This is a genomic window from Paenarthrobacter sp. MSM-2-10-13, assembly GCF_011605365.1.
GTDB lineage: Bacteria > Actinomycetota > Actinomycetes > Actinomycetales > Micrococcaceae > Arthrobacter.
On the sequence record NZ_JAAOXO010000009.1, the window covers coordinates 67,222 to 81,832 of the forward strand.

Annotated in this window: 12 protein-coding genes; 7 read left to right on the top strand and 5 right to left on the bottom strand. The window is 62.3% G+C overall.

Annotated features, from left to right (window positions below):
* Nucleotides 1–70 precede the first annotated feature (70 nt).
* On the bottom strand, nt 71–1,531 hold the full coding sequence (locus HAV21_RS16275; RefSeq protein WP_166842472.1) for a PucR family transcriptional regulator: 1,461 nt from the start codon (nt 1,529–1,531) through the stop codon (nt 71–73).
* A gap of 108 nt (nt 1,532–1,639) precedes the next feature.
* On the opposite strand from HAV21_RS16275, the gene HAV21_RS16280 reads away from it, so the two are divergent.
* On the top strand, nt 1,640–3,199 hold the full coding sequence (locus HAV21_RS16280) for a cytosine permease (RefSeq protein WP_166842473.1): 1,560 nt from the start codon (nt 1,640–1,642) through the stop codon (nt 3,197–3,199).
* On the top strand, nt 3,196–4,143 hold the full coding sequence (locus HAV21_RS16285; protein WP_166842474.1) for a polysaccharide deacetylase: 948 nt from the start codon (nt 3,196–3,198) through the stop codon (nt 4,141–4,143). The genes HAV21_RS16280 and HAV21_RS16285 overlap by 4 nt, the downstream gene beginning before the upstream one ends.
* 62 nt (nt 4,144–4,205) lie before the next feature.
* On the opposite strand, the gene HAV21_RS16290 is transcribed toward HAV21_RS16285, so the two are convergent.
* The 3 genes from HAV21_RS16290 to HAV21_RS16300 all read right to left on the bottom strand — a co-directional run bounded on the left by HAV21_RS16290 (nt 4,206) and on the right by HAV21_RS16300 (nt 6,914).
* Nucleotides 4,206–4,715, bottom strand: coding sequence for a DUF456 domain-containing protein (locus tag HAV21_RS16290; RefSeq protein ID WP_142937605.1), 510 nt, complete (start codon nt 4,713–4,715; stop codon nt 4,206–4,208).
* Between the two features lie 120 nt (nt 4,716–4,835).
* Nucleotides 4,836–6,026 carry an NADP-dependent malic enzyme gene (locus HAV21_RS16295; RefSeq protein ID WP_166842475.1) on the bottom strand — a complete coding sequence of 397 codons (1,191 nt, stop codon included), beginning with the start codon at nt 6,024–6,026 and terminating at the stop codon, nt 4,836–4,838.
* Between the two features lie 279 nt (nt 6,027–6,305).
* Nucleotides 6,306–6,914, bottom strand: coding sequence for a TetR/AcrR family transcriptional regulator (locus tag HAV21_RS16300; protein ID WP_166842476.1), 609 nt, complete (start codon nt 6,912–6,914; stop codon nt 6,306–6,308).
* Nucleotides 6,915–7,118: 204 nt separating this feature from the next.
* On the opposite strand from HAV21_RS16300, the gene HAV21_RS16305 reads away from it, so the two are divergent.
* The 3 genes from HAV21_RS16305 (at nt 7,119) to HAV21_RS16315 (ending at nt 10,620) form a co-directional block, all read left to right on the top strand.
* The gene (locus HAV21_RS16305; RefSeq protein WP_166842477.1) at nt 7,119–8,246 is read left to right on the top strand and encodes a VCBS repeat-containing protein; all 1,128 of its coding nucleotides are present in this window, start codon (nt 7,119–7,121) and stop codon (nt 8,244–8,246) included.
* 51 nt (nt 8,247–8,297) lie between these two features.
* Entirely contained in the window at nt 8,298–9,443 is a 1,146-nt protein-coding gene (locus HAV21_RS16310; protein WP_166842478.1) for an FG-GAP-like repeat-containing protein, read from the top strand.
* Between the two features lie 163 nt (nt 9,444–9,606).
* On the top strand, nt 9,607–10,620 hold the full coding sequence (locus HAV21_RS16315) for a VCBS repeat-containing protein (protein ID WP_243753336.1): 1,014 nt from the start codon (nt 9,607–9,609) through the stop codon (nt 10,618–10,620).
* A 2-nt stretch (nt 10,621–10,622) separates the two neighbouring features.
* Here the strand turns inward: HAV21_RS16315 and HAV21_RS16320 are convergent, their stop codons facing one another.
* Nucleotides 10,623–11,927, bottom strand: coding sequence for an MFS transporter (locus tag HAV21_RS16320; RefSeq protein ID WP_142937599.1), 1,305 nt, complete (start codon nt 11,925–11,927; stop codon nt 10,623–10,625).
* Nucleotides 11,928–12,084: 157 nt separating this feature from the next.
* Between HAV21_RS16320 and rraA the strand changes: the two genes are divergently transcribed.
* Nucleotides 12,085–12,558, top strand: a complete 474-nt coding sequence (gene rraA, locus HAV21_RS16325) for a ribonuclease E activity regulator RraA (protein WP_011776445.1) — start codon at nt 12,085–12,087, stop codon at nt 12,556–12,558.
* A gap of 132 nt (nt 12,559–12,690) precedes the next feature.
* Entirely contained in the window at nt 12,691–14,343 is a 1,653-nt protein-coding gene (locus tag HAV21_RS16330; RefSeq protein WP_166842479.1) for an MDR family MFS transporter, read from the top strand.
* The last annotated feature ends 268 nt before the right edge of the window (nt 14,344–14,611 follow it).

Consider the following 14,611-nt stretch of genomic DNA (forward strand, 5'->3'; position numbering starts at 1 on the left):
GTCGGCTGTGAATTCGCTGTTGCTGACGGGCGAATTCGCAGCGGACCCGCGATCTCGCGTTAGACCGGGGTTACACCCGAGCCAGCCGAGTTGCCAGATGCAGCGCAGCCAGCCGGCCGTTCCCGCGTGGGTCACCGCCGCACAGCTCGAAGATCCGTTGCAGCCGGTGATGCAGGGACTGCCTTTCCAAGTGCAGCTCGCGGGCGGCCTGGGCCGTGTTGCAGCCCGTATCCAGCCACACACTCAGCGTCCTCATGAGTTGGGACTTCTTCAGACGATCATGCTCGACGACGGCACCCAGCTGCCGCTGGACGAACCCTTCACGTGTGGCCGGGTCCAGTGTTTCCTGAGCCAGGAGCTCCACGGCCAAGGTGTCGGCATCCACAACGCCTTTGCCTGGCGAGGCCAGATCAAAGGCTCGGCGGGCCTCCGCCAAGGACCAGGGCGCCTCAGCAATCCCGTTGCCCAACGGCCCCACAGCCACCAAGGATCCGGTGGGTACTTCCAGCCCTCGCAAGGCTTCCACCAGCGCACGCCTGGTGGCGGCCCCCTCCCCCAAAGCAGCGAGTGCAATCAGCTCAGCGTTATCAGCGTAGCTCGCACTATGCGGCACAGAGAGCCGGAGCAACGCGTCCACCGCAGGACGCAGATGCCCGGCGCCGGTTGATCGAATCACCACTGCGGCCACCGCGCCCTGAGCAGGGAACCCCGATGCCGGACCCAGCTGCTGAAGTTGCCAGTGCTGTCCTCCCGAATTAATGGCACGCATGAGTTCGATGCCCGCCAATTCCTTCAGCCCCGGCGGCATACGCTGCAACAGTGCCAAGCCCAGAATGTCCACGGAACGTTCGCCGGCCACCCGTGCGAGGCCGCCGTCGCCGTCGTCGGGCATGTGCAGTTCAAGCCGCGCGGCAAGGACGCCGCGGACCGGCACGTCCACGATGGTGACGCTGCCGGCGACTTCGAACGAGCCTGCAGAACTGAGGGTGGCGCCCGATGGTGAGAGCAGCCGCGCACTTGCCCCCGTTTTTTCGGACAGCACCGCCAGGAGTTGATCGAGCCCGCCGCCGTGGGCAAGCTCGGCTGCCATGGCGTGGCTGGCTTGGTCGCCGCGCTGAAGGTGCTCCACGGATTCGCTGACCAGGAGCGAATTGATCTCCTGCATGACTGCCACAAACGGAACCACGTGGCGCAGCTCGATCACGGGCAATCCTGCCGCCTCGGCGATCTCCAGCATGCGTGCAGGAACTACGGGCAGGGCTGGACCAGTTTCGAGGGCCAAGGCAGCAATGCCCCGGGCTGCCAGCTCACGGACGTAGTCGGCTTGCCGTTCGGCTGTGACGCCGGCCAGGGCTTGGCCGCCACTGAGTAACAGCTCACCGCCGCTGAGGAGCGGAGCGATGTCCAGGACTTCACTGGAGTGGACCCAACGGACGGCGCGGCTCAACGCCTCAGGGACGTTGTTGAGGAAGCGGGGTTCTGCGGATTTGAGGCTCTGAGACTTCAAAGCCGAGTCCAGGGCTATGGACATGACACTCCGTACGGTTGCGATCTATTTGCTTAGACACATCGTATCTTGATGCTGTGATCCGGGGCACATACGCTGAAAGGGTCCCTTTCATACACGGAGGCTCTCCCCATGCAAGACAACCTCTCTTCTTCGCGTTCGAGTTCAGCGCAAACAGGCTCTTCCCAGCCGGGCTCAACGCTGTCAGGACCGGCAACGGCGCCGGGCCACGACAGCGAAGCCTGGCTTCAACCCATTCCCGAATCAGACCGCACCCGCAAAGTTTCCGGACAGTTCTGGATCTGGGCAGGCGCCAACCTCGCACCTATCAACTGGGTGCTCGGCGCCCTCGGCATCCACCTTGGCCTTGGCTTCGCTGACACCGTGATCGTCCTGGTCCTGGGAAATCTGATCGGCATGCTGCTGTTCGGCTGCTTTGTCCTCCTTGGCCAGAAGACCGGCGCCACCGGAATGGTGTTGGCCCGCGCAGCGTTCGGCCGCCGGGGCAACTACCTCCCCGCCGCCATCCAAGCCCTGCTGGTGATCGGCTGGTGCGCCGTCAACACCTGGATCATCCTGGATCTGGTCATGGCGCTCTTCGGCACCCTTGGCTGGGTTGACCCGGAGGCCAAGAACTACGCCTGGAAGATCGGCGTCGCCACGGCCATCATGGCGGCCCAGGTAGCCATCGCCTGGTTCGGCTACAAGGCTATTGCAGCCTTCGAAAAGTGGACGGTTCCGCCCACCATCATCATCCTGGCCGTCATGTCATGCGTGGCGTGGTTCGGAATGAAGATCGACTGGGGCTATGCAGGCCCGGCCGGCAACATCCTTGAAGGTTCCGAGCGCATCGCCGCCATGAGCGCAGTGATGACGGCGATTGGCATCGGCTGGGGCATCACCTGGTTCACCTACGCTGCGGACTATTCCCGTTTCGTCAGCACCTCGGTCCCCAAACGCAAGGTGTATCTTGCCTCTGTCCTCGGCCAGTTCATCCCTGTGGTGTGGCTCGGCGTCCTCGGAGCAAGCCTGGCCACCAACAGCGGCGAAATCGACCCCGGAAAACTCATTGTCCAGAACTTCGGCGTCCTGGCCCTCCCGGTCCTCCTCATGGTCCTGCATGGTCCCATCGCCACCAACATCCTGAACATCTACACCTTCTCCGTGGCCACGCAGGCCCTGGACATCAAGATCAGCCGCCGCAAGCTGAACCTGTTCGTCGGCGTCTTCTCACTCATCGCCGTGGTGTTCTTCATCTTCCAGGAGGACTTCGCAGCGGTTCTCGATGCCTGGCTGATCGGGCTGGTCGCCTGGGTGGCCGCTTGGGGCGGGGTCATGCTGGTGCACTACTTCTGGCTTGATAAGCGTTGGCCGGCCAAGGTTGACCGCCTCTTCGATCCCGTAGGAACACACCGTTTGCCCGTCATCAACTGGGCCGGAATCGTCTCGCTGCTGGTGGGCATCTTCTCCACCTGGTTGTTCATGTACGGCCTGGTACCCGCCATGCAGGGTCCCATCGCCGTAGCCCTGGGCGGCTGGGACCTCTCTTGGCTGGCGGGCGGACTGACCAGCGCGGTGAGCTACGCACTCCTCGGGCCACGGGCCCACAAGAAGTACCTTCTGGCGGACTCAAACCACGTGTCAGTGACACAGCCAGTCACTCCCGCAGTTCCCGAAAGGACTACAGCATGATCCAGCCCGCTTTCGCTGATTCGCTCCACCCGATCACATGGCCCGAGGGCTACCGGGCCGCAGCGTCCTTCACTTTCGACGTCGACGCCGAGTCCTGCACCATCGCCCATGATCCTTCCAGCACCCGCCGGATGTCCCTCATGAGCCACCAGTCATACGGCCCCAAAATCGCCGTGCCGCGCTTACTTCAACTCTTGGACCGACAGGACATCAAGGCAACGTTCTTCATTCCCGGCTTCACGGCGGAGAGCTACCCGGACGTAGTACGCAGGATCGCCGATGGCGGGCATGAGATCGCGCACCACGGATACCTTCACGAGCCCATGCAGGGGATCGACGCCGCGACTGAAGCGAGCTATTTGGACCGCGGCCTCGAAGCACTGGCCAACGTGGCAGGAATCCGGCCGGTTGGTTACCGGGCACCGTGGTGGGAGCTGAACTGGCAGTCCCCAGCACTGCTGGCGGACCGGGGCTTCCTTTACGATTCAAGCCTGCTCGACGGCGATGCCCCCTACCGCATGGCCGTCGCCGAGGGCGACTCCCGGGACATTGTGGAGATCCCAGTGGACTGGGCGCTTGATGACTGGGAGCAGTACGGGTTCTACCCCGGAGTCACGGGCAGCGGGGTGATCGAGAGCCCGGCCAAGGCTTTGGAAATGTGGACGCTCGAGGCCCAGGCACATCATTCACAGGGAAGCTGCTTCGTCCTGACCAACCACCCGTTCATCTCCGGCAGGCCGTCCCGTGCCGTCGCCTTGGAGCAATTGATGGAGCGGGTCAAGGACCTGGACGGCATGTGGGTCACCACCCTGGCGGAGATCGCACAGCACACCAAGGACACCGTGCAGGAAATCCACACCCACGCACGGATCGACGTCCCGTTGTTCCCCGGTGCTGGAGCAAGCTTCCGCCCGGCGCAGGTCAAGATTCCCACCCTCCGGTAATTCTTCCGCCGGGATGGCATGTGATGACAACTCTGTATCGCACGCCATCCCGGCGACGGTGTTTAAGGGCCCCCGTACACCGCTTCTGTCCATACACCGATGATCCAGGTGCTCGCGGCGGCGCAGGCCAAGGCAAACTCCACCAGCATCCCTATGCCGGTCGCCTTCAGCGCAGCCCCGCTGGACCGCAGCGCAGCCTGGAAGTTTCGCGTGCGCTGCACTTCGCTAAGGAGCAGCCCCAGCGCGAACCCCACAAATAGACCCACCACGGGGATAACGAACATGCCCACCACGCCTAGGACCACACCAATCAGCACCGATCTGTTGGGGATCCCGTGCTGCTTCATTTTGCGCCCCGTCAACACGGCGCTGGCCGCCATTCCAGAGACCACAAACACCATGCCCACAGCAAAGATCACCCAGCCCATGCCACCGGCACCTCCCCAGATAGCCCAGGCCAAGAGGCTCGCGCCGATGAGGATACTGCCGGGCAGTACAGGAATGATGGTCCCGGCCACGCCTACCGCAATGGCCAGGCCACACAGGATGGTCACGATGAGTTCGGCGTTCATGGCCCCAAGTCTATGGGCCGCTGAGTTAGCCGGCGTCGCGGCCGGCCGCTTAAGCACAAACGACGGCGACGCTCCCCAGCACGGGAGGCGTCGCCGTCGTCGGTCTTGCGTTGGTAACCGCTACTCGGTGACGGCTGCGGCAACTGCCGCGGTGACCGCCGGTGCCACGCGGGCGTCCAGCGGGCTCGGCACGATGTAGTCCGCGGAGAGGTCCTCTGCGGCGAGCTCAGCAATGGCGTTGGCCGCAGCGATCTTCATGGCGGGCGTGATGCGCCGGGCTTTGGCATCGAGCGCTCCGCGGAAGATGCCCGGGAAGGCCAGAACGTTGTTGATCTGGTTCGGGAAATCGCTGCGGCCGGTGGCTACAACTGCTGCGTACTTCTGGGCAACCTCGGGCAGAACTTCAGGGTCCGGGTTGGACAGGGCGAACACGATCGACTGATCGTTCATGAGCTTCAGGTGTTCTTCATCCAGCTTGGAAGAGGAGACACCCACAAAGACGTCGGCTCCGGTCAGTCCTTCGCCCGGACCGCCGCTGATGCCGCGGGGGTTGGTGCGCTGGGCCATGCGGGCTTTGACGCTGCCGGGATCGGCCACGAGATCTGCGCGGTCCGCGTTGACCACGCCCTTGGAGTCGAGCAGGATGACGTCCTTGATGCCAACAGCCAGAAGGATCTCGGCAATGGCGATGCCAGCGGCACCGGCACCGGAGACGACTACCTTGAGCCCGGCGAGCTCGCGCTGGGTCACCTTGGCGGCGTTGGTCAGGGCAGCAAGAACCACCACGGCGGTACCGTGCTGGTCGTCGTGCATGACCGGGCAGTCCAGGGCTTCGATGAGGCGCTCTTCGAGTTCGAAGCAGCGCGGAGCCGAGATGTCCTCGAGGTTTACTGCGCCGAAGCTCGGGCGGAGGCGGACCAGGGTTTCGATGATCTCGTCCACATTGGTGGTGTTGAGGACCAGCGGGATGGAGTCGAGGTCGCCGAAGGACTTGAAGAGGGCCGACTTGCCCTCCATGACCGGCAAGGAAGCGCTGGGGCCAATGTTGCCCAGACCCAGAACGGCGGTGCCATCGCTGACCACAACAACCAGGCGTTCGGCCCAGGTGTGGGTGCGGGCAAGTTCAGGGTTGGCGTGGATTGCGCGGCTGACCTGGGCAACGCCAGGGGTGTATGCGATGGAGAGGTCGCGCTTGTTGTTGAGCGGGACGGTGCTGGAAATGGTCAGCTTGCCGCCTTCGTGGGCGGTGAAGATCTCTTCTTCACTCAGTACCAGGGCGTCGTTATCAGTTGCAATTGTCTCAATGGACACGTCTTTGTCTCCTCAGGCTAGCCGTGGACCCACGGCATGATTCGGGCAGGAACAGAACTGCTGGTGCGGGCCAAGGGTGACTGGTCCGGCATTGCTTCTGCAGATAGGGGGCTGCTAGCCGCTTCGGTGATTCCAGCCTAGGGACACGTTGAGGGTACAAGATTCAATACCAACAGAGACGATTCGAGAGTAAAACGTTCAACCAAGCCAAATTGTGAGCTACCTCACGCCAAAAAGCGTGTTCCGGGGCCCCATCGGTCTAGACCAGCGGTCCATTTCTCATTCACCAGAGAGCAGCGTGCACGCTTTCTTCAGGTCCTTCTCCGCCTCAAACAGGGACAACCTCCGGCAGCGGACCGCCTGCACCAAGCCACTCACCAGGTGCAGCAGGATGCGGGCCTTCACCGTGTCCTTCCCCTGGTCCTTGCTCAACGAACCGACCACTTCTTCGGACAGGGCATCGATCTCGCGCAGCAGCTGCGCTGTGTCGTCATCCTTACCCGCAGGACGGATGAGGCAGTGCTCAATACCCGGTTGCATAACCCGCAAGTGAAAAATCTCCATCATCAAACCCGCGAGGGCATGGCCTTTACCTTCCCGCAGCCCGACGCCGTCGCGGAGTTCCCTCAGCTGTTGCCGATAGACGGCCAGCATCAGGTGGGCTGTGGAGGGGAAGTAACGGTAGAGCGTACCGAGCGGAATGTCAGCCCGGGCCGCCACGTCAGAAAGGCTCAACGTATCGAACTGCCGTTGGGCGAAGCCTTCGGCAGTCTTGAGAATGCGGGCATAGCGCAACTGCTGCCGCGGCGTGGTGGGCGCGGCAGCCATACGGGGCAGCCCCGTGGTCAGGTCAAGGGAGTAGGGTTCCAGTGAGTTTGTTGCGGGCATTTCCGGCGATCTCTTGGCAGGCTGACAAGGAAACGGCCGGCTGGGTCCAGGACCACGGCTGGCCGATCGCATCAATGATACGGGAGCAAAATGACCGTTTCCTGAGAGCTCGATCTACTTCCATGAGCCATGCCTTTCCCGTCTATCCACCCGGCAGACATACACTTCATGCAGGTTTTGAAGCCACTCGGGAGGAACACACACATGGAGAAATTACGACGCCGGATGGCAGCAGCGCTGCTGACCGCTACTGTTGCGGCCATGGCACTTAGCCCCCTGCCGGCGTCGGCCGCGCCCAGCAACGGGCCGGACCCCATAGTCAACGGTCAAGCATTCGTCGGCAAGAAGCTGACCGCGGATATCGGCCCGTACACGTTCTACGGATGCGGGGGCGGCAAAGGCCCCGATTTCACGATCTACTGGACCCGGGACGGCTTTCTGGTGGCCGGGGAAACCGCACGCAGCTACACGCTGGAGCAGGACGACACCGGGGCCCGCATGGCCGCGCACTTAACAGCCAGCACCACGGCCTGCGGCGGAGAATCGCTGCACAGTAACGAAACCAAGCCCGTGGGAGCCGCGAACAGGGCTGCAGGTTTCACTGGTCGCAGCTTTGAACTCCTCACCCGCGCCAACGATGGCTCGCTGGTGCTCTACGGGCGAAATGGCAGCGCATGGGATCCAGCCCGAACCGTGGGTTACGGCTTCAACATCTTTAACACGGCGTTCTCCCCAGGCGACTTCGACGGTGACGGCAAAAGCGACGTGATAGTGCGTGACTCCGTCGGGGGGCTCTACCTCTTCAGCGGGGACGGCGCAGGCGGATGGAAGCCAGCCAAGCCCATCGGCAACGGATGGAACGTGTTTGACTCCATCGTCGGTCCGGGAGACTTCAACGGCGACGGCCATAACGATGTCCTCGCGCGAGAACCCGGCGGCGCCCTCTATCTCTACCCGGGCAATGGTGCCGGCGGCTGGTTGGCGCGAACCGCCGTCGGGACCGGCTGGAACGTCATGGACGCACTGGTGACGCCCGGCGACTTCAATGGCGACGGAAATGTGGACATCCTGGCACGTGACCGCAGCGGCTATCTGTTCTTCTACGGCGGCAATGGCTCAGGAGGCTGGTCGCGGTCCTGGATGATCGGCGTCGGATGGAACGCCCTCAAATATGTTGGCGGTGCCGGTGACTTCAACGGTGACGGCTTCCCCGACGTCTACGGAGTGGACCAGCAGGGCCGGCTGCTTGCGTACTACAGCGACGGCAAGACGGGGTGGAAAGGTTCCGAAGCGGTGGGCGCCGGATTCGGGTGGTTCACAGCAATCTTCTAGGAAGATCCCAGTCGCGGTACCATTAACCCCATAAAGTCTGGGGAGGACACAATGTTTGCTTCATCACGCCCTACGTCCGGCGTGCGCCGGGCTATAGCCGGAATAGGGGCTGCGATCTTTGCAGCAGTTGTTCTGGCCCCCGCCCCCGCCATTGCCACCATGGACCCCGAACCGCCGGTGATCACGGGCGCGCCATACGTTGGTTCCACCCTCACGGTCACCTGGGACCCCTACGCATACAAGGGCTGCGGCGCTGCTGCCGGCCCGGACACACGCATCTATTGGACGCGCGATGGTGAAGTAGCAACGGACCACCCCACATGGCCCGACTATGTCCTCACTGAAGAAGACCGCGGCAAAACCATAGCCGCGCACCTGGTGGCCAACTATCCCTGTGAAGGCATGGAAGTCGCCAGCGAGGAAACCGCTCCGATTTCTGCGTCCAACCGGCCCAACGGGTTCACTGGCCGCGGGGCGTTCGAGCTCCTGGCCCGCCGATCCGATGGTGCGCTGCTGATGTACCCGCGGGTCCAGAACTCCTGGGAACCGGCGAAGACGGTCGGTGCAGGCTGGAATATTTTTCCCACAGTGCTCTCCCCCGGTGACTTCGACGGCGACGGCATCAACGACGTCCTGGGCAGGGACTCAGCAGGCGGCCTCTACCTGTACAGCGGTGACGGCTCAGGCGGTTGGAGCGGCCCCCGGAAGGTCGGGACCGGGTGGAACATCTTCACTTCGCTGGTCTCTCCCGGAGACTTCAACAGCGACGGCACCAACGATGTCCTGGCCCGCGACGCCAACGGGGTTCTCTACCTTTACCCCGGCGATGGTGCCGGCGGATGGCTGCCCCGGTCCGTGGCGGGGCAAGGCTGGAACGCCCTGAACGCGCTCATCACCCCCGGCGACTTCGACGGCGACACCAACGTTGACGTACTGGCTCGCGATTCTGCCGGTTACCTGAGGCTCTACAGCGGCAACGGTGCCGGCGGTTGGAACGGCATGACCGTAGTTGGCCAGGGCTGGAACGGAATGAGCAAGATCGGCAGCGCCGGCGACATCAACGCCGACGGCAGCCTCGACGTCTTTGCTGTGGATGGCTCCGGCCAACTGCGCGCCTACTACGGCAACGGCAGGGCCGGCTGGGCCGGCGCTGAAGTTGTCGGCTGGGGTTGGGGCGGTTTCACGGACCTGTTCTAACTCGGCTTGTTTCTACGTTGTTGAGAACCCCGTTCGGAGCGATCCGGGCGGGGTTCGCGCAATAAACGGCTCAGCTATTTGCCGGCGATCCCGCAGGCGGTAGTCTCATCCCAATTGATCTCTTCGGCCAATTCTGTGCCGCCTTATTTCTCTGGGAGAATCCTTGGGCTACAACTCTGCCCTTCGCGCGCCTGCGCGCCGCCGCAGTCCCCGCCGACTGCTTGCACTCATCACTGTTCCTGCCTTGGCTGCCGGCCTCCTTGCCTCGGCGCTTCCTGCGACCGCCGCCAAAGAAGCGGGGAACACCGCGGCCTCCCTCACCATGGAGACTGTGCACAGCAAAGAAACCGCCCAGGGGCTTCCCGTAGAAGCAGCCCCTAGATCGAAGGGTTTCGACGGCGACGGCACCTTCGATCTGTTCGCCCGGGACAACGCGGGCCGCTTGCTCCTCTACCCCACCGATGGACGAGGCAATTGGCGAGCGCCGCAAGTGATCGGCAACGGCTGGCACATTTACAACCTCTTGGTTTCACCGGGCGACTTTGACGGCGATGGAACCGTAGACGTCATGGGCCGCGACGGCTACGGACGGCTCTTCCTTTACCAAGGAAACGGCGCAGGGGCTTGGAAACAGGCCTTCCAGATTGGTCAGGGATGGCAGGGGTTCGTCAATCTGATCGCACCCGGTGACTTCAACGGTGATGGCACCAACGACATCCTTGCCCAGGATGGTTCAGGCAATGTCTTCCTCTACCCCGGCAACGGGCGGGGTGGTTGGCTCACGCCGAGCAAGGTCACTACGAGCTGGCAGGGACTAGATGCTGCAGGGGCCGGGCATTTCTATGGCACATCCGAAGCCGTGGTCCTCGCGCGCACCCGCTTTGGCGACTTGCAGGCCCGTTCATCGCAGCGCAACGGTTTCTTCTTCGATTACGGTAGCCCCGACGCCTTTGACGGAACCATTGGCAGGGGCTGGGAGGCGCTTAGTCGTTTCGGGATTGCCGGTGACTTCAACGGAGATGGCTACAACGACGTCTATGGCATCAGCCCCAACGGCCTGCTGACGATGTACCTCGCCGACCCTTCAGGCTTCAGCAGCTGGGGCATCTACGGCTTCAAATGGAAGGGGCAGCCGGTAGTCGGAAGTGGCTGGAACGTCATGAACTACGTCTTTTAGGACTAGTCCACGCTCTTGATCTTCACCACGAACACGGCGCCCAAGAGCCCAATGACTGCGGCGGCTACGTACAGCGAGACGTAGCCGCCCCAATAGTCAACGAAGAGAAAAGCGATACCTGGAGCCAGCACCTGCGGCATTGAGTTTGCGATATTGATAACCCCCAGGTCCCTTCCCCGGTCAAGTGCTTTGGGTAGTACCTGAGTGATGAGTGCGAAGTCCACGGCCAAGTAGGCACCGAACCCGATCCCGAGAACCACTGCGCCCGTAATCGCCCCTGTCCATGTCGGGGAAAAAGCGAGGATCAGTGAGGCTACGGCGATGACGACGGATGAGGCAATGACCAAGGGCTTTCGCTTGCCCGTCCTGTCGCTCATCCGGCCACCCACGACGCTGGTAATGATGACGGCGACGGCATAAAGGCCGGTAACGACCAGCACCCCGAACTCGGGGTCAATGCCATTGACCTCCTTCAAGCGGACAGCATCCGTCAGGAAATAGAGCAGGTAGATAGTAACCATGTGATTTCCCGTGCTTACCAAGAACCTGGTCAACCACGCCCAAGCGAAATCCGGGTAGCGCTTGGGCGAAACCCAAAAGCCTTTGAGGAATTCAGCCATTTTGAACGGGGGACGCTCGCTAGGCGACAGTGGCTGATCGTCGCTCTTGAATAGATACAGAACGACGCCGGCCAGCAGCGCCGCGGCGCAGACCCAGTATCCGGCGGCGAAGTTCCCAGCTACGACAGCAGCGATTACTGCGCCAACGAGGATACCCACGGTCTGACCCATGGCTGCCAATCCGCCTACGGTTCCCCGCTGCGGTACGGGCACTCTGTCCGGGATAGCAGCGAAGATAGCCGCGTACATGGCGTTGGCTCCGGCCTGCACCAGGCACCACAGCAAAGTCATGGCTGCAACGTTGGGAGCACCGGCCAAAGCAATAAGCGCAGCAGCTCCAAGGATGGCGCCCATCAGTACCCAGGGAACGCGGCGACCAAACCTGGACGTCGTGCGGTCGCTGAAGGCCCCGAAGAGCGGGTTCGCCACCATGGAAACGGCCGCGCCGCAGCCCGTTACCAAGGCCAGAATGGCTTTCTTTTCATCCTCGTCGAAGTACGCCGCTTGTTGCGCAAGAAGAACCTGGAGGGGTCCAAAGAACGCTGCATTGATGCCCAGGTTAACCAGCACCACGCCCGTAACCCACAGGGGTCGCACACGGCTGACCGGCTCGGCCAGCGCCGTTGCGGTACCTCCACGGACTACGGCTGGGTCCGGCACCGGTCCCGGCAGATCGGACAAGCTCATGGCAGGTTCCCCCTCTTTGAATGTTTGGATTCAGCCTAGCGCGACGCGGCCACACTGAACCGCCGTCGGGTCTTTTATCCACATAGGCCGAAACAACTCCTGCCGCAGCACTGAACCAGGGGTTAGTGTGGCCTCAAACCGATAGAGGAGCAGCACCGTGAGTGAGCAAGTAAATACCGCCGATCTCTACGACGATCGCGGCGAGGAACTCGAGTCCATCGCCATCCAGTTTCACAACCTGGGCGGGCGCACGCATTTCAGCGGGCCTGTCCGCACTATCCGCTGCTTCGAGGACAACGCCCTGGTCAAGACCATCCTCAATACACCCGGCGACGGCGCCGTTCTGGTCATCGATGGACAAGGGTCACTGAGGACAGCACTCATGGGAGACATGATTGCGGAAAGCGCTGTGGCCAATGGCTGGGCTGGCGTAGTGATCAACGGTGCCATTCGAGACCGCGAGGCGATCGCCCGCTTACCCCTGGGCGTCAAGGCACTTGGCAGTAACCCGAAGAAGAGCGCCAAGACAGGTGTGGGTGAAGTGGATGTCCAGCTGGTCATCGATCGCGTCCGTATCCAGCCAGGCGTGATGATCTTCTGCGATCCGGACGGCATTCTGATCGAGCGCTGACCCTCACCGGGCTGCCGACTTAGAGGGAAAGTGGAAGAAATATTATCCCGTCGGGAATCAACCGGCCTGTAAGATAGTTACTGAAAGCAACTATCCTGCTTAGTCCACTTTTCTGCCACCTCTGGAGAAGATATGTCCAAAACTGCGCCTGTACGGGCCGCCGGAGAGGTCCTGACGCATCGTCAGACCCTCACGGTCATGGTGGGGCTCATGCTCGGCATGTTCCTGTCCTCGCTGGATCAGACCATCGTGTCCACCTCCATTTACACCATCGCCAACGACCTCGATGGCCTGTCCCTCCAGGCGTGGGCCACCACTGCGTACCTCATCACCTCCACCGTGAGCACCCCGCTGTACGGCAAGCTCAGCGACATCTTTGGCCGCCGCCCCCTCTACCTCGTGGCCATCGTGATCTTCCTGATCGGTTCCCTCTACGCAGGATCCGTCCATTCCATGACCGAGCTTGCCATTGCGCGCGGCATCCAAGGCCTGGGCGCCGGCGGTTTGCTGGCCTTGGCGCTGACCATCATCGGCGACATTGTGGCGCTGAAGGACAGGGCAAAGTACCAGGGCTACTTCATGTCTGTGTTTGGTATTTCTTCCGTGCTCGGTCCGGTCATTGGCGGCGCGTTCGCCGGCTCGGCCAACATCCTGGGCTTTGAAGGCTGGCGCTGGGTCTTCTTCATCAACCTCCCCATTGGGCTCGCCGCCCTTGTTGTGGTCTTCATGTACCTGCACCTCCCGGCCCGGCACGTGAAGCAAAAGATCGACTACTGGGGTGCAGCCGCGATCACCCTTGCGATTGTTCCGCTGCTGCTGGTTGCAGAACAGGGCCGCACCTGGGGTTGGGCCTCGGGCGCATCCTGGCTCTGCTATGGGCTTGGCGTCATCGGCATCGTCGCCTTCCTTCTGGCTGAGAAGCGCGCCGGAGACTACGCCTTGATCCCGCTGCGTCTTTTCAAGAACAGCACTTTCGGGTTGTCCTCGCTGCTGAACTTCATCATCGGCATTGGTATGTTCGGCGCCATCGCCATGCTGCCCATGTACCTGCAGCTCGTGAAGGGGCTTACTCCTACCGAGGCCGGCCTGATGATGATCACGTTCACTGTGGGCATCCTCTTTGGCTCCATCTCCGCCGGCCGAACCATCTCCTCATCAGGCGTCTACCGGGTCTTCCCGATCATGGGTACGGCTATCCTTGCGGCTGCCGCCACCGTGATGGGCCTGGTCCTCGGCGTCGATACCGGCCTCTGGGTTCCCGGCCTGATCGCCGTGTTCTTCGGCGTCGGACTGGGTTTCTGCATGCAGCCGCTCACGCTTGCCATGCAGGTTTCGGTCCCGCCGAAGGATATGGGCGTGGGCACCTCAACAGCCGCATTCTTCCGTTCCATGGGTGGTGCAGTGGGCACGGCAGTCTTCATCTCCATGCTCTTTAGCACTGCGGCTGACAAGATCGCCGACGGCATGAAAACTGCCGCCGCTACCCCGGACTATCAGGCGGTCATGCAGGACCCTGCCGTGGCGTCGGATCCCGCCAACGCCAAGCTCTTCGACTTCTTCAAGAACGGCGCCAACAACGAGTCCCTGAACGACACCAGCTGGCTCCACACGGCAAACAGCACGCTCACCAGGCCGATCACCGAGGGCTTCGCCCAGGCGATCGACATCGTGATGCTTACTGCTGCCGGGCTCATGCTCGTTGCCTTCCTGATCAGCTTCGCGTTGCCGAACAAGAAGCTCACGGACCCCAAGGCGGCAGCCAAAGAGTCCGTTCCCGCGCACTAGATTTGCGCGTCAGGTACTACGTCACGCACCACAAGCACGGCAGGCAGTCTTCGGACGGCCTGCCGTGCTTTGTGTTCAACTAGTTGAGCCATGAACCCGCTTTTGCCGCCACAGCAACCAGGGAGCGTCCACCCAGTCAACTCCCAGCTGTGCGGAAGCAACATGATGCGTTAACTACGTGAATACATGTCGCCTCCGTCACTTGACTGGAACTGGAGCGATATGACGTGCCACACTGTGTAGCGCGAGTGCACCGGCGTCCCCGTCG

Excerpts from the sequence above, each read along its gene's own strand:
- HAV21_RS16275 (WP_166842472.1), bottom strand. The coding sequence starts at position 1,531 with ATGTCCATAGCCCTGGACTCGGCTTTGAAGTCTCAGAGCCTCAAATCC.
- HAV21_RS16280 (WP_166842473.1), top strand. The coding sequence starts at position 1,640 with ATGCAAGACAACCTCTCTTCTTCGCGTTCGAGTTCAGCGCAAACAGGC.
- HAV21_RS16285 (WP_166842474.1), top strand. The coding sequence starts at position 3,196 with ATGATCCAGCCCGCTTTCGCTGATTCGCTCCACCCGATCACATGGCCC.
- HAV21_RS16290 (WP_142937605.1), bottom strand. The coding sequence starts at position 4,715 with ATGAACGCCGAACTCATCGTGACCATCCTGTGTGGCCTGGCCATTGCG.
- HAV21_RS16300 (WP_166842476.1), bottom strand. The coding sequence starts at position 6,914 with ATGCCCGCAACAAACTCACTGGAACCCTACTCCCTTGACCTGACCACG.
- HAV21_RS16305 (WP_166842477.1), top strand. The coding sequence starts at position 7,119 with ATGGAGAAATTACGACGCCGGATGGCAGCAGCGCTGCTGACCGCTACT.
- HAV21_RS16310 (WP_166842478.1), top strand. The coding sequence starts at position 8,298 with ATGTTTGCTTCATCACGCCCTACGTCCGGCGTGCGCCGGGCTATAGCC.
- HAV21_RS16320 (WP_142937599.1), bottom strand. The coding sequence starts at position 11,927 with ATGAGCTTGTCCGATCTGCCGGGACCGGTGCCGGACCCAGCCGTAGTC.
- HAV21_RS16330 (WP_166842479.1), top strand. The coding sequence starts at position 12,691 with ATGTCCAAAACTGCGCCTGTACGGGCCGCCGGAGAGGTCCTGACGCAT.